The following is a 24,034-nucleotide window of genomic DNA, read 5'->3' on the forward strand; positions in this document are numbered from 1 at the left end:
GGCAAGTCCCTATCCCCTAACCTGCCACCAACCCTACTAACACCATGACACAGATCGCCCTTTCCGACCTTCCCGAAACCATCCAAGCCCTACTCACCCAAGCCATACAAACAGGCGAACCCCTCACCATCGCCCAAAACGATCGGCCTGTTGCCATTATCTCCCCCATCCAAAAAAGTAAACGAGCAGCCTTCGGATCTGTCAAAGATAGCGGCAAAATTATCGGAGATATCATCGAGCCAACCTCTAACATCGTAACTTGGGATGTCCTGTCATGAAACTCTTACTAGATACCCACATTTGGCTTTGGTATCGTCTTGGGAATCCTCGCCTATCAACCACTTTACAAACGGCGATTGCTAACGAAGAAAACGAACTTTGGTTAAGTCCCATTAGCATTTGGGAAACCCTACTACTCGCCGAAAAAGGAAGATTAACCCTAGAACCCACACCAGAAAAATGGATTCAAAAAAGCCTACAAGAACTCGACACCAAAGAAGCAATCCTCACCAATGAAATTGCGATTCTGAGCCGTCAACTAGATATAATACACCAAGACCCCGCAGATAGATTCATTGCCGCCACCGCCGTTCATTACGAACTAACCCTCGCCACCGTCGATCCCAACCTAACCCAAGCTACTTGCCTAAATACTCTCAGCTAATCCAAAATTTTGCACACCGCAAACGACTTTGAAGACTCGATCGCTCTCACTAAAAAAACGGTGTTCCTCCATTAAAACTCTTCCTCTCCATTAGTGTAGCTGCTTTCTTCAAACATTGATGTTAATCCAGTAATTTTTACGGGGGGTCGATCTTTGAATTCTACGACAAATGACAACTCCCCCCCCATTGCCGCAATATAACTTTGCAAAGTAGATACCAACAAATCCGCACGGCGTTCGAGTCGCGAGACATTTTCTTGACGCATATTTAATAATTCTGCCATGCGAATCTGAGTAAATTTCCTTGCTTTTCGTAAGTCTTGCAATGTCATTTCTTCAGCCATTAATTCAACCGATCGCTTTTCGACTATTGCTCGTTGTTCGGGAGGCAAATTTTCCATAATAGTCTTCAGGCTAATTGTCATCTGTTTCTTGCTCCATTAACTTATTCAAATGGTCGGCAAATCTACTATCTGCTATCTTAATTATTTGCTTGTAAAATCGCTTCTCACTACTACCCGATTTGTCCCCAGCTACCAACAAAATCGCTTCTCTGCGGGGGTCAAAGGCAAAAGCGACTCGCCAAACTCCATCAGCCGCCTGAAACCTAAGTTCTTTCATATTGGTGTAGGTAGAACCATTGAGAGTATCGACGTGAGGACGCTTGAGGTTTGGGCCAAATTCTTGTAACAGTGTGAGTTTTGCTAAAAGCTCTAATCTGACATCAGTGGGGAATTCGGTAAACTCAGAGTAAAAATCAAAGTGAAACTCAATGTTCCATGTTATTTGGATCAATTATGCCTTACATAGCATATTATAGGCAATAGTCGATCGAATAACAATATTTATATGCACCCTTCGCGTCTTCGCAGTTCAATAATTCCGTACAATTGCAGTTTTGCGTTATGTTAGACAAAAAAATCTCAACAAGCGTACACAAGTGAAATACTTCTTCTTATCCGACGGCTGGAAAGTTGGGCGCGTGTGGGGCGTTGGCGGCGAGTGGACTCACGCCGCCTGGAGACGCCAGCCAGACATCCAACAGCTCAACCTCTGTCTTTCCGATCGCAACGAAAAAATGTGGCTCTACCGCGTAGAAGACGCTGTACTCATGGTAGAAGTCCAACCTGCCGTCTCTCCCGATCCTGCCGATCCCGCCAAAAATATCGGCAACGTTAAGCTCACCAGACTGATCGATGCCGAGCAAGTCCTCGAACGCCTCGGGACGATCGCCGCCCGCTGCGAAATGGGAAACCCGCAACTAATGTAATGCTCAACATATTGCAATCGGTTCTAACACTCGATACACTTCTTTAAATAACTTTCATTTTTATGCCTCCACCTTTGAAGGTAGATGGCAGTCGGCAAAAGGCAGAGTTTAAACCCTGCAGGTAACTGCTGGGGATTTAGAATCTGATTTTTCCGTAAAAATAGACATCATCACTTACACCTTGGAGAACCGCAGTCAATGGGACTACCCTGGTATCGCGTACACACAGTCGTCTTAAATGACCCAGGCCGATTGATTTCTGTACACTTAATGCACACTGCCCTCGTGGCAGGTTGGGCCGGCTCAATGGCCCTTTATGAACTAGCAGTTTTTGATCCCACAGACCCAGTTCTGAACCCAATGTGGCGTCAAGGGATGTTCGTGTTGCCCTTCATGACTCGCTTGGGAGTTACGGGTTCTTGGGGCGGTTGGAGCATCACTGGCGAAGGTAACGTCGATCCGGGCTTCTGGTCCTTTGAAGGCGTCGCCGTCGCTCACATCGTCCTCTCTGGCCTGCTGTTCTTAGCAGCAGTTTGGCACTGGGTATTTTGGGACTTAGAACTTTTCAGAGACCCTCGCACCGGTGAACCGGCCCTCGACTTGCCAAAAATGTTTGGCATTCACCTGTTCCTCTCCGGCTTGCTTTGCTTCGGCTTCGGCGCATTTCACCTTTCGGGACTTTTTGGCCCAGGAATGTGGGTGTCCGACCCCTACGGCCTGACCGGTCACGTCCAGCCAGTGGCGCCTGCTTGGGGCCCTGAAGGCTTCGATCCGTTCAATCCGGGCGGCATCGTGGCTCACCACATTGCAGCGGGCGTAGTCGGCGTAATTGCCGGTTTGTTCCACTTGACAGTGCGGCCGCCGGAACGTCTTTACAAAGCCCTGCGGATGGGGAATATCGAAACTGTACTTTCTAGCAGTATCGCTGCCGTGTTCTTTGCAGCCTTTGTGGTTGCCGGTACGATGTGGTACGGTTCTGCTGCAACTCCGATCGAACTTTTTGGCCCGACTCGCTATCAGTGGGACAGTGGCTATTTCCAACAAGAAATCGATCGCAGAGCTCAAGCTAGCTTGGCCGGTGGCGCTAGCTTCCAATCCGCTTACGAACAAATTCCCGAAAAATTGGCTTTCTACGACTACGTGGGCAACTCTCCTGCTAAAGGCGGTTTGTTCCGGGCCGGCGCGATGGTCAATGGCGACGGTATTGCTAAATCTTGGCTGGGCCATCCAGTATTTACTGACAGCGAAGGTCGGGTATTGTCGGTTCGCCGCCTCCCCAACTTCTTTGAAACCTTCCCAGTAATTTTGACGGACAAAGATGGGGTCGTTCGCGCTGACATCCCCTTCCGCCGTGCTGAATCAAAATACAGCTTTGAACAAAGCGGAGTTACCGTCAGCTTCTACGGCGGCGAACTTAACGGTCAAACCTTTAATAATCCTCTAGATGTTAAGAAGTTTGCTCGCGCTGCTCAAAAAGGTGAAGTATTTGAATTCGATCGCGAAACCTTGAATTCTGACGGGGTGTTCCGCACTTCGACTCGCGGTTGGTTCACATTCGGACACGTTTGCTTTGCTTTGCTGTTCTTCTTCGGCCATATCTGGCACGGTTCTCGGACTATTTTCCGCGACGTGTTTGCTGGAGTTGAGGCTGACCTGGAAGAACAAGTCGAGTGGGGCCTGTTCCAAAAACTGGGCGACGTGACCACCAGAAGAGAAGAACCTCTCTAAATTTCGCCAGCCTCTGGGTAGGGGGGAAACTTCCCCGCTACACAAAAACCCGGTTTCTTTAAGAAACCGGGTTTTTTTAGTTAAGAATAAAACCAGCAATTAACTACCAGCCGGGAAGTTCCGGGCGTATATTTAGAGGGGATTAATCTGAGCGCTGCGCGAATTACCCCGTTGGGAATTACTCCTTGGGATGAAAGGCTCGTCGGGTTTCGGTACCGAAACCGACAATTATTCTTTTAAACCCCAAGATGATCGGGAAATACTCTGATACTATATTAGCAAGTGGGGGTGGAACTACCTCACTATAAAAAGCCTTTGAAAAAAAGGAAAAAGAAGCCTGCGGTCTAACTGTACTCAGTTGACCGTCAGGTTTGTTCACGATAAAATAATACGGCAAGGGAAGATAGGGAAAATTTAACATGGAAAGTGTTGCTTACATTTTGATTCTGGCTTTAGCCATAGGCGTACTATTTTTTGCGATCGCATTTCGGGAACCTCCCCGGATTGGCAAATAATTAGCTATACGCCTGCGGTAAGTCCAAAATATCCTGAACCGGACTGCGGTTAGCCCGCATCATAGTGATCTAATTTGGTGCGGGACTCTTTCACCGCTGTGTGCTAAGTGATTTTTCTAGTCCAGCCATTCATCAGACCCCAAGCGGTTAGATGAATGGCAATTTGCTGGCAATGCCTGTTAAAATCAGCAATCATGCGCTGTTCCTCCTGCCAACACACAAATAGCCGCGTTCTAGAATCGCGTTCAGCCGAATCAGGTCAAAGCATCCGTCGGCGGCGTGAGTGTTTGAACTGCCAGCACCGCTTCACAACTTACGAACGCATAGAATTTGTGCCGATTACGGTGATCAAGCGGGACGGCAAGCGCGAATCTTTTGACAGGTCAAAATTAGTTCGGGGATTGATTCGGGCCTGCGAAAAAACCGGTTTGTCTTCCGGGCATCTCGAAACTCTCGCCGAAGAAATCGAGGCCCAACTCCAAGGTCGATCGCTCCGAGAAATCGCCAGTTCAGAAATAGGGGAACTGGTGCTGTTGCACCTGCGGCCGCTCAGCGAAGTCGCTTATGTCCGTTTTGCCTCCGTATATCGGCAATTTCGAGGCATCCGAGATTTTGTAGATACCCTAAATCACCTTCAGAATCCCCTCAACGAAGCTGAAGTTACAGAAACTAGACCGAATTTTGACGCAGATTTGCCGGATTCGGAATCAGTCGATCGAGAAAGCCCAGCATCCTGCGCTACTCCCAGCTAAGCTCGCTTAAATTAATTTAGAGAAATATTCGCTTGAGATGGAAAACCGTGTCGCGAGGAAGGCCCAGAGGAATAGCGACTCAAGGGACTCTCATAAAAAACACTCGGTAAGTGGGAAACTCAGTGGCTTCAGCCCGCTCGTGGAAAACGACCCGGCGATTTCAATCGCCTTGAATCCCCTTTCGGGGTTGGAGGGGTATGGTTGCCCCTCCGACGAGGTATGGTTGCCTCAGTTTCCCTTGCGGGGTAATGTTAGCTTCGCCAAGGTTATAAAGGCTTGTTAAGCTGGCAGCACTGTCTCAGGGACTTTAAGACTGTTTAACTACCAGCGACAGAGCGAGGGACTAGCTTCGCATCCCAGGGTGTCGTGACCTTAATAACGTAGCCCGCGAAGGGCTTAGGCTGGTCAGTACAGCTTGTTCGATTTCTCTTACAAGCTCAGTGGCTTAAGCCCTGAGTTACTGACTCGAGCGAGTGTTCTTTTTTCTCAGTAACAGTGCTGGGTGTGATATGATCGTCATCGGTCTAAAATAGAGTATAACTAGACAACGTAAAAACTTAACTGGATTAGTTGAGTGCGTAGTCACACCTAACGGTGTTGCAGTTTAGGAAAGCTCGCATTTGAACAAAACCTAACTAAAGATCGGTGCCTAATTAAATACGGTAGGGCATACCGAAATTTACGCTTCTGGAGAAACCGACCTCTACTTAGACGGGAGTAATCCTGTCGCCAGCAAGTCGGCTCGTTGAACGAAGAATCTCAGTTTATTTATACCTGAGAGTGTCAAAATAGTCTACTTGACTCGGAATGTTAAGATTCAACGTTTTAACACAGAGTATGGAGTAACAGTAATGGCAAGCGCTGGTGTGCAGTTGCACCTGGCAAAAGTTAGCAAAAACTGACTTTAGTAAAAGATTTTGAAAAAAGTTAATCGCTTTTTCACCAAAATCTCTAATATCTGCCGGCACAAACGAAAAACATGAAGGAGAGAAATCCTAGGAAACTATTCGCATGGTCAATCTCAAAACCACAGTCAAAGACATCGGCTTTACTCACGAAGATTTTGCAGCCCTACTTGATAAATATGACTATCACTTTAGCCCGGGCGATGTAGTAGCGGGTACAGTTTTTAGTATAGAACCGAGGGGCGCTCTGATTGATATCGGTGCTAAAACAGCAGCGTACATTCCCATTCAGGAAATGTCGATCAATCGAGTCGAAAGCCCTGAAGAGGTATTGCAATCTAACGAAACCAGAGAATTTTTCATTCTAACCGATGAAAATGAAGACGGACAATTAACCCTGTCCATCCGGCGCATCGAGTATATGCGGGCGTGGGAAAGAGTGCGACAACTGCAAGCAGAAGATGCCACAGTACGATCGCAAGTATTTGCCACCAACCGCGGCGGCGCACTCGTGAGAATAGAAGGCTTGCGAGGCTTTATTCCCGGTTCTCATATAAGTACCCGCAAACCGAAGGAAGAATTAGTCGCCGAAGAATTACCATTAAAATTCTTAGAGGTAGACGAAGACCGCAACCGCCTAGTGTTGAGTCATCGTCGCGCCTTAGTTGAGCGCAAGATGAACCGCCTCGAAGTCGGGGAAGTCGTCATCGGTACAGTACGCGGTATCAAGCCTTACGGTGCCTTTATCGACATCGGCGGCGTCAGCGGCTTGCTGCACATCTCGGAAATTTCGCACGATCACATCGATACGCCTCATAGCGTCTTCAATGTCAACGACGAAGTGAAAGTGATGATCATTGACTTGGATGCCGAGAGGGGCCGGATTTCTCTCTCCACCAAGCAGTTGGAACCGGAACCGGGCGCGATGGTCAAAAATCGCGAATTGGTATACGAAAAAGCTGAGGAAATGGCAGCTAAGTTCCGCGAGAAAATGCTCGCTCAAAAGCAAGCTAAAGCAGGCATAGACATTCCTGTAGACTCAACTGATGCTGATGATGACCTCTCCGACGAAATACTCGAAGATGTACCCTCAGCAATGGAAGAGGATCTGCCGGAAGTAGCACCCGAAGCAGCACCAGAAGCAGCACCAGAAGCAGCACCCGAAGCAGTATTAGATGTAGAGGAAGAAATCCCTCCTGCGACGGAAGAATAACAGCGCAGTTAGTGTGATTAAAAGAGGGAAAACTCCCTCTTTTTTTTTAGTTAGTCATTAATTATTAGTCATTAGTCGCTGCTGGGTGGTTGACAGTTCAATACGGTTCAGTGAAGCTCGATCACCCTGGCGCAACCGGGCGGGCACGGGGGCACCGCCCCTACAAGGGGGGGACAAGAACTTACTCTTGCGTCCCCCAACAATCAGGGGGATTTAGGGGGATATCGCCCGGAATAAATAGTTTTAACCCAAGCGTATTGGTTTAGAATTCTCAATTGCCAATTCCCCATTTTTAATTACCGAGATTTAATATCTTTCTGTAGGCCGATGCACCGATCGCACTTTGAATTAAAAAAATTGGCAGCGCGATCAATCTGCCTAAATAGGCATGGCCTTCATCGTGCTAATTTGTTAAGATTTATAAAGGTTAGAGACATCGGCACAGGTGCAAGCTCATCAGAATTCTCACGGCAGAACCAACAAGAAGAGCAAATTCTACAACAAAATTCTTATAAATTTCTTGCCCTGACGGTCAAAGGCAAGTGGATTATGAACATCGAACTATTAAAAGAAAAATTAGAACAGCTAAAAAAACGTCCCAATTGTAGCAAAGGAACGATCGACCAAATTGAAAACTGGTTAACCGGTTCCCACATTTTGCAGAGATTGAGAATTAATCCTTACTATGTAGCAGGCGATACAGTCAAGAATGTTAAAAAAATTACTTCCGAATTTCTGCACGGAGTGAAAGCCGGCGCCTTCGACTTGCACTGGGATATTCACTGCCCCCACTGCAACATGATTACAGAAGAATTTAAGGAGTTGGCAGACACATCAGAAATGTCTTTTTGCCCGATGTGCGAGCGCGAGTTTAAAATTGATTTGCTCGATCGTGTCGAAGTTACTTTTTCCCTAAACAAAGAAATCGAAGACCCGCAACTGCGGCCCGTCTGTGCTCCCCCTCCCGTACTCCAGAGCAAACTGCAACTGGTAACGCCTTTATACTGCACCGAATCAGAGACTGTTAGCTTAGAAGAAGGTCGATACCGCTACTGCTGTCCCCTGACTTTAGCTAAAGGGATTTTAAAGGTTGAAGGCCCAGAAACAGAAGCCATACAAGAAATTAAACTCAAGCAGTTGGCCGGCCCAGATTTTGACAAAAAAGAGCTGGCCGTGCGTCCGGGGAAAGTTAAGTTAGAATTAACTAATACCGAACACAATTTGTCCGGGCTGATTTTGCATTCAGATGAATTGCCCGATGAATTGACAGTAGAACAACTGCCCCTGCGGCTGTCAGGAATGCAACTGCTTCATCACCCGGATTATAAGCGTTTGTTCGGCAATCAAGTAATATCGGAAAGAGAGCGAGTCAAGATTCGGGCAATTACTATTATGTTTACTGATATTACCGGTTCTACCAGAATGTACGAAACACTGGGAGATACTAAAGCTTACAATATTGTTCGCGATCATTTTGAAATTTTCTTTGAGTCGATCGAGAAATTTGGCGGTAAAGTTATTAAAACCATCGGCGATGCGGTCATGGCTTCCTTTATCAGCAACGAACAAGCAATTATGGCTGTCGCTGATGCTGTAGGTTGTTTGAGAGAGTATAACTCAACTCGCCAACAACAAGAGTGGATTCAAGTCAGAATTGGCATTCACCGAGGTACGGCTTTGCTGGTAAATCTTAATAATTCGATCGACTATTTTGGCTCTACAGTCAACAAAGCCGCCCGCATTCAAAATCTTTCTAAAAGTGACGAAGTTTCCTTTTCCGAAGATGTTTACAGCGACGAAGCATTTTTAACAGCATTAAAAGCTGCTGGAGTTTCCGAAATTCAAAAACGAGTAGAAGATTTAAAAGGAATACAAGGCGCACAAGTCGCTTATACTGCTAGAATTAATACAGAATCAGTAATCCCGCTGTCTCCTACACTTGTCGCTGAAAAAAGCTAGGTACAAACGCTGATATACTACTTGGTTATTGCCAGCCTATTGTTGCGATCGCCCCAACAGATAACGGGTAGGGACACTCCAACAGATAACGGGTAGGGACACTCCAAGAGCCTTTCGTCGTGTCAACAACCAGGTAGAACCAATAGTCCGACAGTCCGACAGTCCGGCAAGGGTTGAAACCCCTGCCTCAAAGCTAAAGTCCTCTTAAGAGGACTGAAGAACTCATTAGTCCTCTTAAGAGGACTTTAGCTATTAGACAGGGAATTCATTCCCTGGCGGACTGGAGGGTGGGCGTGAGGATTTGCTGGACTGACAGCTTAAGTTGACACGACGAAAGGCTGTTGGAGTTTCCCTACTTAAAAGCCACATCTCATCCTTAAGCTACCAGCCTTCTGGTGATAACCTAAGCTCTGATAAAAATAGTCTAAATTAACCAGCCACACGCTTACCAATATGTTGGCTCCTAAATAACTGAAGTCAAGGACTTCACATCATGACTTCTCCTCAATTACCTCCAGAAAATACACCCGAATCGATCGCACCAGTCGCCCTCGATTCCGAACAATTAGCCGAAACCGATGCCCCGTTTCCCATTGTTGGGATTGCCGCCTCAGCAGGAGGTTTGGCAGCATTCATGGGGTTACTGAGCAATTTACCAGCCGATACGGGTATGGCGTTTGTGCTGATTCAGCATTTACATCCCGATCACAAAAGTCTGCTGAGCGAGATTCTCGCGAGAACGACGCAAATGCCTGTTAATGAGGTAAAAGACGGCGTAGCTGTAGAACCCAATCAAGTCTACGTTATTCCGCCCAACACCAAGATGGTGCTATGTAAAGGCACGCTGCAACTATCACCGCGCGAGAAGATTTATGGCAAATATCTGCCGGGAGATGCGTTTTTTAGCTCATTGGCGATCGATCGCGGGCACAAAGCAATCGCCGTAGTTTTATCCGGGGGAGACGGAGACGGTTCACTCGGGCTCAAGGCAATCAAAGCAGCCGGAGGCATTACTTTTGCTCAATGTGAAGACACAGCAAAAGTCGAGAGTATGCCGAATACCGCTGTTGCGACAGGCAATGTTGATTTCATTATGTCCCCGGAAAAAATTGCCGAGGAACTGGCAAACTATAGTCGCAGTCCGTTTCTGACTAGCCCGCTTCCCCTGACAAAAGTTGAGGAATCGCCCGAACAGGGAGATGCCCTGGCAACTATTTTTGCAGTGCTGAAATCGAGCACAAGCATTGATTTTAGCCAGTACAAACCCACCTCGATCGCTCGACGCATCCAGCGACGGATGCTGTTGTACAAGCTCGAAAGCTGGAATGATTACGCCCAAAATCTTCGACACAATTCGGCTGAAGTCACAGCCCTGTATGAAGAAATCCTGATCCACGTTACCAGTTTCTTCCGCGATCCCGAAGCCTTTGAAAAGTTAAAAGACGTGGTTTTCCCCACGATTACCAAAAATAAATCGGTAGAAGCTCCGATTCGGATCTGGGTGGCGGGATGTTCGACAGGTGAAGAAGTTTATTCGATCGCGATTTGCTTGTTAGAGTTTTTGGGCGATCGAGCTATCCAGCCACCGATTCAGATTTTTGCCACGGACATTGGCGAACAGGCGATCGATAAAGCGAGGTCTGGCGTCTACTCAGAAAACCAGATGGTAGAGGTTTCACCAGAGCGCCGTACTCGCTTCTTTATTCCCGAAGCAAGAGGTAGCTATAAAATCAGCAAGGCAGTCCGTGAACTTTGTGTATTTGCCCGACAAGACTTAGGCAGCGACCCGCCTTTTTCCAATATCGATTTAGTTAGCTGTCGCAATGTGCTGATCTACTTTGGAGAGTCATTGCAAACAAAAGTGATGCCGATTTTCCATTACAGTCTCAACCCAACGGGCTTTCTCTTGTTAGGCACTGCTGAGAGTACCGGAGATTTTTCCTACTTGTTTACTTCATTGGATAAAAAGTATAAAATTTATGCCAAAAAGTTGACTGCGACTCGTCCCAATCTTTCGTTTACGCCGAGTTCCTATCCCATCGCTAAAGCACGTGAACGGCAGCAAGAGAAGGACAAGTTTAGGAATAGCTTTGATTTACAACAACAAACTGACCAACTGATTTTAAATCGATATGCCCCACCCAGTGTGGTAGTCAACGAGCAGATGAAAATCCTGCAAGTGCGGGGAGACACCGATCCTTACTTGAGAGTGGTAGCCGGAACGCCCAACTTAAACTTGCTGGCAATGGCAAGGGCAGGCTTGGTGGTTGAGCTTCGCACCGCGATTTATGAGGCAGAAACGCAGAACGTAACGATTAGGAAAGAAAGGGTATTGCTTGAATCAGCCGGACGATCGAGTATCGTCAATTTTGAGGTGATTCCCTTCCGGCCACAGGCCGTCGAAGGACGCTACTTTTTGGTGCTATTTGAAGAAGTTTCACCCAGTGTGCTTAACCTCAGCACCCTTACTTCGGAAAGCTTAGATCAAGCTGATCTATATTGTGAAATTGAGCTGCTGAAGCAGCAACTTGCAGCCGCTAACCAAGAAAAAGCTGTGGCTCAAGCCCAACTGCAAGCTGTGGTCCAGGATCAGGAAGGTCTCCACCAAGACCTCAAAGTTGCGAACGAAGAAATCCTATCGAGCAACGAGGAGTTGCAAAGCACCAATGAGGAGTTAGAAACTGCCAAAGAAGAGATTCAAGCCACTAACGAGGCACTCACTACCACTAACGACGAACTTCGCAGCCGGAATATTGAACAAAGCCTGGTCAATAACGATCTGATAAATTTGCTTTCCAATATCAATATCCCTATCTTAATGCTGACAAACGATTTACAGATTCGACGCTTTACGCCAGCGACACAGCAAATTTTTAGTGTGATTCCCACAGATGTTGGACGACATTTCAGCGACATCCGCTCAACTCTGAACCTTCCTGACTTGGAACAGATGATTTTGGAGGTGATTGATACTCTCCAGACGAAAGAACAAGAAGTTCAAACTTTATCGGGATATTGGTACAACCTCCGCATTCGTCCTTACCGGACAACGGAAAACCAGATTGACGGTGTGGTGATGGTTTTGCTCGATATTGATGCTCTTAAACGCAGTGCCAAAACCTTGCAGGATGCCCGAAATTATGCTGAAACCATTGTGGAAACTGTGCAAACGCCTTTAGTCGTCCTAGATGCTGATTTCCGAGTGAATAAAGCAAATCGCTCGTTCTATGAAATGTTTCAGGTTTCACCGTCAGAAGCAGCAACATCTTCGCTGTTTGAGCTAGGCAACGGGCAGTGGAATATCCCCCAAGTGCGATGGATTCTGGAAGATATTCTGGTTAGTGATGTTCAGCTTCAAAATTATGAGTGGACTCACCTGTTTGATAATATCGGGCCCAAAACCATGTTGCTGAATGCTTGTAAACTTGAACCAGAAGATCGAGCTTTAATGATTCTGTTGTCGATCGAGGATATCACGGAGCGCAAGCAGTTTGAGACTGTACGATCGCAGTTATTATTGCAAGAACAGTTTGCCCGCCACGAGGCAGAAACAGCCAACCGTAGTAAAGATGAATTTCTGGCGGATCTCTCCCACGAATTACGCAATCCCCTGACTCCGATCCTGGGCTGGGCAAAAATTCTGCGTTCCGGGAAACTGAAGGAAGCAGACGTTAGTAAGGCTTTAGAGGTGATCGAGCGCAGCGCGATGGCGCAATCTCAGTTAATCGAAGATATCCAGGATATTTCCCGGATTACGACTGGCAAGCTTCAACTGTGCATTTGTCCGATCGATCTGCGGTTAGTGGTGCAAGCTGCGCTGGAGGGGGTTGAATTATCAGCCGAAGCAAAAAACATTCAAATTGTTTCGGAGTTGATTTCTACGACTGTTTTAGGGGATATCAATCGCTTGCAGCAAGTTGTGTGGAATCTTCTGTCGAATGCGATTAAGTTTACTCCGGCGGGGGGACGAGTGGAAATCATGCTATCGACGATCGAGGATCATGCTCAACTTCAAGTCAGCGATACGGGAAAAGGCATTGAGGCACAATTTTTGCCGTATATTTTCGATCGTTTCCATCAAGCCGATTCCAGCAGCTTTAAAGGGAATCAAGGGCTGGGATTGGGTTTATCGATCGTGCGTCACCTGGTTGAATTGCACGGGGGAACGGTGCAAGCCGAAAGTCCGGGTGAGGAACAAGGAACTACAATGACTGTGAGATTGCCGTTGCGATCGCTGCCTCAAGAGTTGACATCGGCGATCGATTTAAAGTCAAGTGCTTTGGTAGGGCCTTTAAACGCCTCTAGCGATCGCGTCCCCTCTCTAAAAGGCTTGCACATCTTAGCCGTAGACGATGATATCGATACGCACGAGTTCTTACAATTTGTGCTTGAAGGCTATGGGGCGGAGGTTTTGGCAGTTGCATCTGCCAGAAGTGCGATCGCTGCTTTGACTGAAAATCCCGGCAGATATGACGTGCTAATCTCCGATCTCGGAATGCCAGAGGAAGATGGGTTTTTCTTAATTCGAGAAGTGCGAGCTCTTGCTGCCGAAGCCGGAGGAGAAATCCCAGCCGCGGCGCTGACTGCCTATGCGGGCGATAAAGAACGCGAAAGGGCGATCGAAGCTGGTTTTCAAAGGCATATGGTTAAGCCGATCGAGCCGGTTGTACTAGGATTAATGGTGGCTAATTTAGTAGGACGATTTTAAATATTTTGTATGATATCATGTCCGGTCGATCGATCGTAATATCCGGCCGGGGCGGGTTTATTGAATTTGGGATTTGTGTTGAAGATCAGGGTGAACCCGCCCCTACAGAAATCATGTCAATTGATCGTGATTCTTTGAGGGGCGGGCGATGCCCTGAGTGTAGTCGAAGGGTTCACCAACAATACCTGCCAATAATTGACAATCTCAAAAACCCGCCTCGGCCACTGATATGATCTCCGGTCATCAAGCGCGATTTTCGTAGGGGCGGGTTCACCAACAATACCTGCCAATAATTGACAATCTCAAAAACCCGCCCCGGCCGCCATATTATGGTTCAATACTCTTCTGTAGGTGGGCTCCAAGCGTAGCGCACCCTCCGTTTCACGGGCCCAACCTACGCACGATCGGTTTTTTTCACACTAACCCAAGCGTATTGTATTATGGTTAATCGATCGCACATGATATTGTAGGGACACAACATTGTTGTGTCCTGATATAAATATTACGGAGTTCAGATTCTTGGTAACTATTAAATGTCGGGGCATTACCTTCTCTAATATCCAAGCCGTAATCTTTGACAAAGACGGCACTCTAGAGGATTCTCAGGAGTTTTTGAGATTGTTGGGGATGAAGCGATCGCGCCTCGCAGACGCTCAAATTCCGGGCGTTGGAGAGCCTTTACAAATGGCTTTCGGCATCGAACCTGGCAGCATCGACCCCACAGGCTTGCTAGCAGTCGGTAGTCGCAGGGAAAATGAGATTGTTGCAGCGGGATACATCGCCGAAACCGGCAGGGGATGGCTGGAATCTTTAACTATTGCGCGCCGCGCTTTTGACGAAGCTGACGAAATGTTTAAAAATAGTGCTGTTTCTCCTTTATTTGTCGGCAGTTTGGAAGTGCTGAAATATCTTTCGGAAGCGGGTTTAAAGCTGGGAATTCTTTCGGCTGCTACGACAGAGGTTGTGCAGAAGTTTGTGAAACACCACGCATTAGCAGAGTGGATTCAGTTAGAAATGGGAGTTGATTCAACGGTTCATAAACCAGATCCGAAGTTATTTTTGCAAGCTTGTGAGAAACTCGGAGTAAATCCCGCAGCAACTTTGATGGTGGGAGATTCAGCGGGCGATATTCAGATGGGTAAAAATGCGGGCGCGGCTGGCTGTATCGGGATTTGTTGGGGAAAGGCCCAGGTTAGTCATTTGGAAAATGCTGATGTGGCGATCGCATCTTTGGAGGAAATTACAATTTTAGCAGATTGAGGTAGGGAAACGGCATTGCCGTTTCCTCCAAATTAGGACACGGCATTGCCCATTGGTGACAACTTAACGTACAACCGATAGTCCGGCAGGGAATGAATTCCCTGCCTCAAAGCGAAAGTCCTCTTAAGAGGACTCAGAAGAAAAATTTAAGATTCATTAGTCCTCTTAAGAGGACTTTCGCTATTAGACAGGGAATTCATTCCCTGGCGGACTGACGGGCGGACGGAAGGATTGGGCGGACTGACAGTTTAAGTTGACACCAATGGCCATTGCCGTTTCCCTACAGACAGCGCAAACCCAGAATTACGACATCTCTTTCAAGGCCGTCAAGTTCGGCAACTTGTGGCAGATATCCCCAGCGCTGAAAGCCAAATTTCTCAAACAATCTTACACTCGGCTGATTGTGAGCAAAAATTATTCCTATGAGAGTTTTTAGCTTCAATTCTGGACTCCGCACAATTGCCGATTGCAATAATTTTTGTCCGATTCCGCAGCGTTGGCGATCGGGTGCGACGTAGATGCTAACTTCTGCTGTATGCTGATAGGCGGCGCGTCCGTAGAAAATCTGCAAACTCAGCCAGCCAACAATATTTTGTTCTGATTCCATTACCCAAATCGGCCAGGAATGGGAGGAGTGTTCTCTGTACCACGGGAGGCGGCTTTCGACTGAGACTGGTTTTAAATCTGCTGTGGCAATTCTGCCCGGTATTGCTGCGTTATATATTTCGACAATTGCTGGCAAATCGCTTTCTTCTGCGTCGCGGATTTTCATCGTTTGGTTGACTGTTGACTGTTGACTGTTGACTGTTAACTGTTGACTGTTGACTGTTGTTATTAGTTATTGGTTATTTGTGAGTTAGTACCAATGCCCAATGCCCAATGCCCAATGCCCAATGCCCAATGCCCAATGCCCAATGCCTAATGACTCTTGTACAGTTCCATAATATCGCTGAGGGCCATTCTTGAATTTGCTCCCAAAGTCAGCGGCGATGTGTGTCCTCGCTGCAAGTGTTCTGCCGCCGCACAGCCAATCATTGCTGCGTTGTCTGTACAATATTTTAATGGCGGAAACAATACCCGCAAGTTGTGTTTTGCTGCTGCTGCTTGTAAGTGTTTTCGGAGTCCGCTGTTTGCTGCAACTCCCCCGCCGACTACAATAGTGGTAAGCCCGAAATTTACCGCGCAGTCGATCGCTCTTTTTGTTAAACCCTTAGCTACAGTTTCCTGAAAGCTGGCCGCAATATCATTAATTGTAGAGGCAGACAAGATGCCTTCCTCGCCCACATTGTTATTTTGTTTCTTGAGTTTCTGTACTAATTGCAAAACAGCAGTTTTCAACCCGCTAAAACTGCTGTCGTAGGGGTGATAGCCACCACCAGGCAAGGAAATTCTGCCTTCTGGTAGAGGGTATGCTTGGGGATTGCCAAGGGCGGCCAATTTGTCAATCAGCGGCCCGCCGGGATATCCTAGCTGCAACAGTCTCGCGACTTTATCAAAAGCTTCGCCGGCGGCGTCGTCGCGTGTTTGCCCTACTGTTTCATAAACGCCACAATCTTTGACGTAAATAAAGCTAGTGTGTCCCCCGGAAACTAACAAACACAAAAACGGTGGCTGCAAGTCGGGTTCGGTAAGGTAAGAAGCGTAGATGTGTCCTTCGAGGTGGTGGACGCCTAAAAAAGGTTTTTGATGGACTATTGCCAAGCTTTTCGCCGCTGTCAGCCCGACTAACAATGCACCTACTAAACCGGGGGCACAAGTCGCTGCAATGCCGTCAATTTCTGACCAACTCACGTTTGCTTCACCGAGACACTGGGCAATTACCTGATTGAGCATTTCTAGGTGACTCCGCGAAGCCACTTCCGGCACTACCCCGCCATACTGCTCGTGGATTTTAATTTGTGATGCTACAACATTGCTGCAAACTTGACGATTCTTAACAATTGCTGCTGCTGTTTCGTCACAACTTGTTTCGATTGCGAAAATGGTTGCCATTAACTGCTAATTTTATTTGATAGGTTAGTTATTGCTAGCTTAACTAATTCGGCGCAAGTCCCCCGCTCAACCTGTACTCAGGTTATTGTTAAGGGATTTTTGCCCGATCGACAGCTAAGGCCATCATCGGATGCAATGAAGGAATATCCTCGCGGTATTGCTAGCTCAGCATTGACCTATGAAAACGGGAATCCCTCATTCTATTGGGCTTTGCCGCATTAATGGTGGATACTTTACACTGTCAACAAACACGGTAATCTGGATTCCAGATCGGCAAGTTGAAATGCTTGTACAAAAACTTATTGTTTTGTAACAAAAGGAAACAATTCCATGCGACGATTGTTTGCTGCAATTTTAGTGTTGAGTGTCTGGATCAGTTTTGCTCCAGTTGCTTCGGCTTACAATTTAGTGCCGTGCAAAGACTCTCCCGAATTCAAGGAACTGGCTAAAAATGCACGTTCTACCAATGGCGACCCCGCATCTGCGAAAGCAAGATTCGATCGCTATTCTCAAGCTATGTGCGGCCCGGAAGGATACCCGCACTTAATCGTAGACGGCAACTTGAGCAAAGCAGGGGACTTTTTGATTCCTAGCATACTGTTCTTGTATATGGCTGGTTGGATTGGTTGGGTAGGCCGTTCTTATCTGCAAGTTACCAAAAAATCAGCAACCCCAGAGGAAAAAGAGATTATTATCGACGTTCCTTTGGCAATCAAATGTATGCTGAGCGGCGTTTTATGGCCTCTGGCAGCTCTCACATCAATCACCAGCGGTGAAATGTTTGCCAAGGACGACGAAATTACTGTTTCCCCCCGCTAAAATTGGGAAATGGAGAAGAGCTAATAGCTAACAGTTAAGTAATTAACTAGAAATTAGCAATTAGCGCGCTTATCGATCGGCAATTACCCACTGTCTCGAATTTTCAGGAGCAGAATTCATGCAATACTTTGTCAAGTTTCTTTCGACCGCACCAGTATTGGCTATCCTTTGGCTATCTATTCAAGGCGCGGCTTTAATTGAATTTAACCGCTTTTTCCCCGACCTGCTTTTCCATCCGATGCCTTAAGATTTGAGGGAAATTAGGTTGCAAAACCTAGGAGGAAAAAGTTGAGAGTTTTGAGTTTTGAGTGATGAGTTACAGGTTAATTTAAAGCTCAAATATCAAAACTCTCAAACCAGATTAGTTGGTGCAAAGCCAGCCCCTAAATGGGAAAAATCCACGGATATCAACTATTTAGTTATCAAATTAGTTACTAATGACTATTGACTAATGACTAATGACTAATGACTAATGACTAATGACTAATGACTACTGACTACTGACTAATGACTACTGACTACTGACTACTGACTAATATTTTGAATCGATGAAGTCTTATCTCGCCGCAGCAATTCAAATGACTAGCTTGCCTGACCTGCAAAAAAATTTGGTTCAGGCAGAGGAATTAATCGACCTGGCAGTGCGTCAAGGTGCGGAGTTAGTTTCCTTACCAGAAAATTTCTCGTTTATGGGCGAAGAGGAGGAAAAGATTGCTTCAGCAGAGGCGATCGGGCTCCTGAGCGAAAAATTCATCAAAACTATGGCCCAGCGGTTCCAGGTAACGATTCTGGGCGGCGGATTTCCAGTGCCGACGGAGGGGGGGAAGGTATACAATACTTGTTTGCTTGTAGACCCAAACGGCACGGAAGTGGCAAGGTACAGAAAAGTACATTTGTTCGATGTGAATGTGCCAGACGGCATTACTTACAGGGAATCGAACACTGTGAAAGCTGGTGAAGATTTGCCACCTGTTTATGTGTCGCCGGATTTGGGGACGCTGGGACTTTCGGTGTGCTATGACGTGCGGTTCCCGGAAGTGTACAGGCATTTGTCATACAAAGGGGCTGATATTTTGTTCGTGCCGGCGGCGTTTACCGCTTACACTGGCAAGGATCACTGGAAGGTTTTGTTGCAAGCTAGGGCGATCGAGAATACTTGTTATACGATCGCCCCGGCACAGACTGGACACCACTACGGCCGCCGTCAAACACACGGTCACGCGATGATTATAGACCCTTGGGGTGCCATTTTGGCGGATGCTGGAGAGGAACCGGGTGTGGCGATTGCAGAAATTAATCCCGATCGACTAGAACAAGTCCGCCGCCAAATGCCGTCGCTGCAACACCGGGTTTTTCTTTGAAGGAATTTTGAGACCAATTGGTCTCAAAAATTCGGAAATTAATCCCGATCGACTAGAACAAGTCCGTCGCCAGATGCCCTCACTGCAACACCGGCTTTTTCTCTGAAGGAATTTTGAGATTAATTGGTCTCAAAAATTCGGAAATTAATCCCGATCGACTAGAACAAGTCCGCCACCAGATGCCCTCACTGCAACACCGGCTTTTTCTCTGAAGGAATTTTGAGACCAATTGGTCTCAAAAATTCAGTCCCCGTCAGGGACAACACCTGAAGAATTTTGAGCCAAACATATTGTTTAATGAAGGTTCAATGACCGTGCACTTCTGCTAAAAGGCGAATTGGCGAAAGTAGAATTGCACGAAATGCGTCTTTTTTGAAGAAATGAAACACACTCTTTCGGTTTTAGTTGAAGATGAAGCGGGTGTCCTCACTCGAATTGCTGGTTTGTTTGCCCGTCGGGGTTTTAATATTGAAAGTCTGGCCGTTGGCCCGGCGGAACAAGGGGGAGTGTCTCGGATTACGATGGTTGTACCCGGAGATGACCAGATTATCGAGCAGTTGACAAAGCAACTGTACAAGTTGATTAACGTGCTTAAAGTTCAGGATATAACGGAAATTCCCTGTGTGGAACGGGAGTTGATGTTGCTGAAAGTTAATGCTGTTAGCGGAACGCGATCGGAGATAATTGAGTTAGCTCAAATTTTTAGAGCGCGAGTGGTGGATATTGGTGATGATACGCTGACATTGGAAGTTGTCGGAGATCCCGGTAAAATGGTGGCGATCGTCCAGGTTCTGAATAGATTTGGGATTAAGGAAATTGCTCGTACTGGGAAAATTGCCCTGACGCGGGAGTCGGGGGTAAATACTGAGTTTCTCAAGTCTTTGGAAGCGAAAGTTTAAGTCAGGAGTCAGGAGTCATTAGTCATTAGTCATTAGTCATTAGTCATCAGGGCTGTTTCATTCTCACCAAAAACATGAATTTTGTAGGGGTAGTGCCCCCGTGCCTACCCCCGACCTAGACGATTCGATCGGCTGATCAGACCAAGAGGGCCGGCACGGGGAGTAGGGGTAGCACGGCCCCTAGGTCGAATGAAACAGCCCTGTTAGTCATTAGTCAGAAAGAATGTTTTAACTTTTAACTTTCGACTTCTTATTGCCAATTATCAATTACCAATGACTGATGACTAATGACTAATGACTAATGACTCCTGACTCATTACCATTTGGGTTGACTTTCTATCAAAAGTGTGGCTGCAATGCTGTCTATCGGCTTTGAGAAAAAGTATCCTTGTCCGTATTCGCATTGCAGCGCTCGGAGTAAATTAAGCTGTTCGATGGTTTCGATGCCTTCAGCAATTACATCCATGCCTAAATGACTGGCTAAAATTAAAATAGTCTGTACAATCGCTTCGTTGCCTTCATCTTCAGTCATGCGACTGACAAAAGCTCGATCGATTTTTAAAGCATCAGTTGGAAAAGTGTGCAGGCGGCTCAAAGAAGAATAGCCAGTGCCGAAATCGTCAATATATAATTGAATTTCTAAATTTTTTAATTCCGCGAGGATAGCGACTGCTGATTCGGCATTCTCCATGATGACGCCTTCAGTAATTTCTACCTTTAAAGTGCGGGGGTCAAGCTGAGTTTCTTGTAAAATTTCACGAATGCGATCGATTAAATCCGGTTGTTTAAATTGTTGGTTAGAAAGGTTGACGCTGACAGTCAACGGCGGATTTGCTGGGAATTTTTGGTGCCACTCGTGGATCTGACGGCAAGCCGATCGCATCATCCACCAGCCCATAGGTATAATCAATCTAGTTTCTTCAGCTACTAAAATAAACTCGCCAGGAGATACGACACCCCGCTGCGGGTGATACCACCGGATCAGCGCTTCAAAACCGCTGATTCTACCAGTAACTAGAGAGACGATAGGCTGATAGTAAAGCTGAAATTCCTGGGAGTCTAAAGCGCGTCGCAGGTCGTTTTCCAGTTGCAAAAGGGCGACGGCGCGAGTGTGCATACTTAAGTCAAAAACTTCGTGGCGAGCTTTGCCCAATCCCTTAGCATGATACATGGCAGCATCTGCATCTCGGAGCAGTTCTTCAGGCCGATCGTACAATATGGACAACGGGGCATTGGGAACAGGAGAGTCAGAAGATAAGCAAGACAAAGAACTTTCCCGATCGATATTTCCGAGATTTTCGGGGCTCGACAGTTTGCTGGTTTCCCTTTGATACGGAGGAAAACCAGAACAAACAATCCCAATGCTAGCACTGGTAAAAACTTGATATTCGTTAAGGTAAAAAGGCTCTGCCAGTTCCGCTTGCACTCGTTCGGCAATCTGGATCGCATCCTCGGTGCTTTTGATATTTTCCAGCAAAATAGCGAATTCGTCGCCGCCGAGACGGGCAACGGTATCTCCAGCGCGCAAACAGATTCCCAGGCGCTGCGCGATCGCGATCAGCAACCGATCGCCCACTAAATGCCCCAAACTGTCGTTAACAACCTTAAAGCGATCGAGATCGATAAACAGCACCGCAAACAAAATCTCGGGGCGGCGTTTTGAAAGATCGATCGCGTGCCCCAAGCGATCCATAAATAAAGATCGGTTGGGCAAACCGGTTAGCATATCGTGCAAAGCATCGTGTACTAACTTATCTTCTGCTATTTTGCGGAGGGTAATATCTTCGACAGTGCCTTCGTAGTAAAGTAAATTTCCGTCAGGATCGCGAACTGCGCGGCCGTTCTCGGAAACCCAGATAGTAGTGCCGTCAGCGCGGTAAACTTGGGACTCGAACTCAGACACAAAACCCTGTTTTTCGATCGCGCGCAAAAACTCGACGCGGCGGATGGGATCGAGGTAAAGTTGGCGGTCTATGTCTTGGATATTCGCGATCAATTCGGCGGCCGACTCGTAGCCGTAAATTCTCGCCAAAGCAGGGTTAGCGCTGAGGTAGCGTCCGTCGGTCGTTGTCTGGAAAATGCCTTCGATCGCATTTTCAAAGATACTGCGGTATTTCTCTTCCGCCTGTTGCAGCGCGAATTCTGCCTGCTTGCGATCGGTGATATCGGTCAACGTGCCGAGATAGCCTAGAACTTCCCCGCCTTGGGTCATTTCTGGCACTGCTTGCCAAAATACCCAGGTTGTGAAGTCACCGTTGCAAAAGCGGTACTCTAACTTACAGGGCAACTTGTCTGTTACAGCGCGATACCACTGGCTCAAAACACGATCGCGGTCTTCGGGATGCAAACTTTGGGCCCAACCTTCGCCTAGTGCCTTGGGCGCAGTCAGTCCCGCCATCTCCAAAAATCGCTCATTGACGTACAAGCAATCTCCAGCAGCGTCGGCGCGGAAAATCCCGACCGGCAGTATTTTTGCCAAGGTGTAATAGCGGTATTCGCTTTCTAGCAGCGCGCTGGCAGCTACTTTAGTCTCGGTGATGTCAAACATTGCGCCTTGAAGGATAACAGACTTGCTTGCTTCATCGCGAACTGCGGTCGCTTGATCCCGGAACCAGACGACTCGGCCGTTGCGGGCGATCGCGCGGTATTCTGAAACCAGCGACCCCTCGCAGAAGATATCTTCTCCATCGCTGAATTTCTGTGTGGCGTTTTCCACTAACACGCGGTCACGGTCTTCTGGGTGAACGAGTTTCAGCCACAGGTCGGGATCGGCTCTCCATTCAGCTACAGAATAACCTAGAAAAGTCTCGATTTGCGGGCTGATGTAAAGTTTTGCCGCCTTGCGGTTGAGGGGAGAAATGTAGGTGACAGCCGGCATTTGTTCTACCAGGGCGCAGTATTTCGCTTCTACAGTGGACAGTGCTGCTTCTAGGCGCTGCCGCTCTAATTCGGCGGCTGCCCGTCCCGCAAAGATGCTGAGAATTAATCGGAATTTGGCAAGATGTGCTTCCACCAAAGGTCGATCGTGGAAAATACAAATAATGCCTAAAGGTTCGCCGTAAGAGTTTTTCAGCAAAACTCCCAGAAAACTGCGCGCACCTGTAACTACCGGTCTGCGGTCTTCTGGAAAGGTTTCCCAGAGGTTGTCTGGACAGGAATACATTCCCCCCTCCAGCACCCGCGCTTCGGGAGTATTGGCGGTGTCGCACTCAAAGTTTGGCTGCTGTCCGTCGCTCCAAAAACTGATAACTTGCAATCTATCAGCACCAGCATCGGTGCGTGCCTTCGACTTAATCGATTTGGCAGCGACGGCGGTGCGAACTCCGAGTGCTGAGGCTAAGTGGCAAACTAAGGCATCAAAGAATTCTGCTCCCCCCGGCGAATCAGTACCTGCTAGGATTTCGCCCAGTAAATCTTCCTCTAATTGCGCGGAAGCAGTAACTTTGGGAGGATTCTCGGCATTCGGGCGATCGGGATTTTGCCCCATCGAACCCGCAATGCTCAGACTTAGCGTTTTGCTATTTCCAGGCCCCAGAATAGGCGAATAATTCACACTTAGGCGCTGTTGCTTAGCCAAGAATACAGCGCGACCCATACCTAAAACTTTACCCAAGAAGCTGTCAGTTGCCGGCAACCGATTTGAGTTGGGAAAAATCACAAAGTTTTTCCGAATTTTCAATCCGGCAGATAAATCATCGTTTAATTGTGGCAACTGCCGTTGCTCTTCGGCCGGCGGCAGACGAGGGGGCATTGGCTGCCACTTAAGATAAATCGCGGACACCACGGCTAAAGTCGTCAATAATCCCAGAAGATATGCAAGAATCTCAAAGTAAAAAAATAAATCTCGATCGAACATCGATTAGCACCGCTCGACAATTATTGTAGTTATCTGAAGCCAATCTATTTAAAAATAACTAAGTATCGTCACGGATGGGTAACGAATACAAGGTCAGATCGCCCTGAAAGCGACAAGAGAGTTAACAGTTCAC

Annotated in this window: 19 protein-coding genes; 14 read left to right on the forward strand and 5 right to left on the reverse strand. The window is 47.2% G+C overall.

Translation table 11 applies throughout. The features are described 5' to 3' along the window. Positions 1-44: 44 nt before the first annotated feature. Both QUB35_RS01780 and QUB35_RS01785 read left to right on the forward strand, forming a co-directional pair. Positions 45-278 (forward strand): type II toxin-antitoxin system Phd/YefM family antitoxin, encoded by a 234-nt coding sequence (locus tag QUB35_RS01780; RefSeq protein WP_333138797.1) that lies wholly within the window; start codon positions 45-47, stop codon positions 276-278. Beyond that, positions 275-664, forward strand: coding sequence for a PIN domain-containing protein (locus tag QUB35_RS01785; protein ID WP_333138798.1), 390 nt, complete (start codon positions 275-277; stop codon positions 662-664). The genes QUB35_RS01780 and QUB35_RS01785 overlap by 4 nt, the downstream gene beginning before the upstream one ends. Positions 665-735: 71 nt before the next feature. Here QUB35_RS01785 and QUB35_RS01790 read toward each other — a convergent pair whose 3' ends face one another. Beyond that, positions 736-1,089 (reverse strand): transcriptional regulator, encoded by a 354-nt coding sequence (locus QUB35_RS01790; protein ID WP_333105480.1) that lies wholly within the window; start codon positions 1,087-1,089, stop codon positions 736-738. Then, entirely contained in the window at positions 1,079-1,459 is a 381-nt protein-coding gene (locus QUB35_RS01795; protein WP_333138800.1) for a type II toxin-antitoxin system RelE/ParE family toxin, read from the reverse strand. Before QUB35_RS01795 ends, QUB35_RS01790 begins: the two co-directional genes overlap by 11 nt. A gap of 145 nt (positions 1,460-1,604) precedes the next feature. Between QUB35_RS01795 and QUB35_RS01800 the strand changes: the two genes are divergently transcribed. The 8 genes from QUB35_RS01800 to QUB35_RS01835 all read left to right on the forward strand — a co-directional run bounded on the left by QUB35_RS01800 (position 1,605) and on the right by QUB35_RS01835 (position 14,974). Next, positions 1,605-1,934 (forward strand): hypothetical protein, encoded by a 330-nt coding sequence (locus tag QUB35_RS01800; protein WP_333105475.1) that lies wholly within the window; start codon positions 1,605-1,607, stop codon positions 1,932-1,934. A 198-nt stretch (positions 1,935-2,132) separates the two neighbouring features. Then, a complete protein-coding gene (gene psbB, locus QUB35_RS01805) occupies positions 2,133-3,662 on the forward strand; it encodes a photosystem II chlorophyll-binding protein CP47 (protein WP_333138801.1) in 1,530 nt (509 codons plus the stop codon). 419 nt (positions 3,663-4,081) lie between these two features. Next, entirely contained in the window at positions 4,082-4,177 is a 96-nt protein-coding gene (locus QUB35_RS01810) for a photosystem II reaction center protein T (protein ID WP_006635641.1), read from the forward strand. 194 nt (positions 4,178-4,371) lie between these two features. Beyond that, positions 4,372-4,929, forward strand: coding sequence for a transcriptional regulator NrdR (nrdR, locus tag QUB35_RS01815; protein WP_333138882.1), 558 nt, complete (start codon positions 4,372-4,374; stop codon positions 4,927-4,929). Between the two features lie 1,011 nt (positions 4,930-5,940). Beyond that, positions 5,941-7,047, forward strand: coding sequence for a 30S ribosomal protein S1 (locus tag QUB35_RS01820; protein ID WP_333138803.1), 1,107 nt, complete (start codon positions 5,941-5,943; stop codon positions 7,045-7,047). Positions 7,048-7,596: 549 nt separating this feature from the next. Then, positions 7,597-9,006, forward strand: a complete 1,410-nt coding sequence (locus QUB35_RS01825; protein WP_333138804.1) for an adenylate/guanylate cyclase domain-containing protein — start codon at positions 7,597-7,599, stop codon at positions 9,004-9,006. Between the two features lie 493 nt (positions 9,007-9,499). Beyond that, a complete protein-coding gene (locus QUB35_RS01830; protein ID WP_333138806.1) occupies positions 9,500-13,714 on the forward strand; it encodes a chemotaxis protein CheB in 4,215 nt (1,404 codons plus the stop codon). A gap of 519 nt (positions 13,715-14,233) precedes the next feature. Continuing rightward, positions 14,234-14,974 (forward strand): HAD family hydrolase, encoded by a 741-nt coding sequence (locus tag QUB35_RS01835; RefSeq protein WP_333138808.1) that lies wholly within the window; start codon positions 14,234-14,236, stop codon positions 14,972-14,974. Positions 14,975-15,254: 280 nt separating this feature from the next. On the opposite strand, the gene QUB35_RS01840 is transcribed toward QUB35_RS01835, so the two are convergent. Continuing rightward, the gene (locus QUB35_RS01840) at positions 15,255-15,746 is read right to left on the reverse strand and encodes an N-acetyltransferase family protein (RefSeq protein ID WP_333138810.1); all 492 of its coding nucleotides are present in this window, start codon (positions 15,744-15,746) and stop codon (positions 15,255-15,257) included. Positions 15,747-15,892: 146 nt separating this feature from the next. Continuing rightward, on the reverse strand, positions 15,893-16,966 hold the full coding sequence (gene tsaD, locus QUB35_RS01845; protein WP_333138814.1) for a tRNA (adenosine(37)-N6)-threonylcarbamoyltransferase complex transferase subunit TsaD: 1,074 nt from the start codon (positions 16,964-16,966) through the stop codon (positions 15,893-15,895). Positions 16,967-17,296: 330 nt separating this feature from the next. Between tsaD and QUB35_RS01850 the strand changes: the two genes are divergently transcribed. From QUB35_RS01850 to ilvN, 4 genes are all read left to right on the forward strand, one after another. Further along, on the forward strand, positions 17,297-17,785 hold the full coding sequence (locus tag QUB35_RS01850; RefSeq protein WP_333138816.1) for a Photosystem I reaction center subunit III: 489 nt from the start codon (positions 17,297-17,299) through the stop codon (positions 17,783-17,785). Between the two features lie 118 nt (positions 17,786-17,903). Further along, positions 17,904-18,032, forward strand: a complete 129-nt coding sequence (psaJ, locus tag QUB35_RS01855) for a photosystem I reaction center subunit IX (protein WP_106151078.1) — start codon at positions 17,904-17,906, stop codon at positions 18,030-18,032. Between the two features lie 301 nt (positions 18,033-18,333). Next, a complete protein-coding gene (locus QUB35_RS01860; RefSeq protein WP_333138818.1) occupies positions 18,334-19,146 on the forward strand; it encodes a carbon-nitrogen hydrolase family protein in 813 nt (270 codons plus the stop codon). Positions 19,147-19,526: 380 nt separating this feature from the next. Further along, positions 19,527-20,045, forward strand: a complete 519-nt coding sequence (gene ilvN, locus QUB35_RS01870; protein ID WP_333138820.1) for an acetolactate synthase small subunit — start codon at positions 19,527-19,529, stop codon at positions 20,043-20,045. Positions 20,046-20,361: 316 nt separating this feature from the next. On the opposite strand, the gene QUB35_RS01875 is transcribed toward ilvN, so the two are convergent. Further along, positions 20,362-23,901: an EAL domain-containing protein gene (locus QUB35_RS01875; RefSeq protein WP_333465112.1), complete on the reverse strand. Its 3,540-nt coding sequence runs from the start codon at positions 23,899-23,901 to the stop codon at positions 20,362-20,364. Positions 23,902-24,034: the final 133 nt, after the last annotated feature.

The sequence above is a fragment of the Microcoleus sp. B13-B6 genome, from assembly GCF_036705405.1.
In the GTDB taxonomy this organism is placed as follows: domain Bacteria; phylum Cyanobacteriota; class Cyanobacteriia; order Cyanobacteriales; family Microcoleaceae; genus Microcoleus.

Excerpts from the sequence above, each read along its gene's own strand:
- QUB35_RS01780 (WP_333138797.1), top strand. The coding sequence starts at position 45 with ATGACACAGATCGCCCTTTCCGACCTTCCCGAAACCATCCAAGCCCTA.
- QUB35_RS01785 (WP_333138798.1), top strand. The coding sequence starts at position 275 with ATGAAACTCTTACTAGATACCCACATTTGGCTTTGGTATCGTCTTGGG.
- QUB35_RS01790 (WP_333105480.1), bottom strand. The coding sequence starts at position 1,089 with ATGACAATTAGCCTGAAGACTATTATGGAAAATTTGCCTCCCGAACAA.
- psbB (WP_333138801.1), top strand. The coding sequence starts at position 2,133 with ATGGGACTACCCTGGTATCGCGTACACACAGTCGTCTTAAATGACCCA.
- QUB35_RS01810 (WP_006635641.1), top strand. The coding sequence starts at position 4,082 with ATGGAAAGTGTTGCTTACATTTTGATTCTGGCTTTAGCCATAGGCGTA.
- nrdR (WP_333138882.1), top strand. The coding sequence starts at position 4,372 with ATGCGCTGTTCCTCCTGCCAACACACAAATAGCCGCGTTCTAGAATCG.
- QUB35_RS01820 (WP_333138803.1), top strand. The coding sequence starts at position 5,941 with ATGGTCAATCTCAAAACCACAGTCAAAGACATCGGCTTTACTCACGAA.
- QUB35_RS01825 (WP_333138804.1), top strand. The coding sequence starts at position 7,597 with ATGAACATCGAACTATTAAAAGAAAAATTAGAACAGCTAAAAAAACGT.
- QUB35_RS01830 (WP_333138806.1), top strand. The coding sequence starts at position 9,500 with ATGACTTCTCCTCAATTACCTCCAGAAAATACACCCGAATCGATCGCA.
- QUB35_RS01840 (WP_333138810.1), bottom strand. The coding sequence starts at position 15,746 with ATGAAAATCCGCGACGCAGAAGAAAGCGATTTGCCAGCAATTGTCGAA.
- tsaD (WP_333138814.1), bottom strand. The coding sequence starts at position 16,966 with ATGGCAACCATTTTCGCAATCGAAACAAGTTGTGACGAAACAGCAGCA.
- QUB35_RS01850 (WP_333138816.1), top strand. The coding sequence starts at position 17,297 with ATGCGACGATTGTTTGCTGCAATTTTAGTGTTGAGTGTCTGGATCAGT.
- psaJ (WP_106151078.1), top strand. The coding sequence starts at position 17,904 with ATGCAATACTTTGTCAAGTTTCTTTCGACCGCACCAGTATTGGCTATC.
- QUB35_RS01860 (WP_333138818.1), top strand. The coding sequence starts at position 18,334 with ATGAAGTCTTATCTCGCCGCAGCAATTCAAATGACTAGCTTGCCTGAC.
- ilvN (WP_333138820.1), top strand. The coding sequence starts at position 19,527 with ATGAAACACACTCTTTCGGTTTTAGTTGAAGATGAAGCGGGTGTCCTC.
- QUB35_RS01875 (WP_333465112.1), bottom strand. The coding sequence starts at position 23,901 with ATGTTCGATCGAGATTTATTTTTTTACTTTGAGATTCTTGCATATCTT.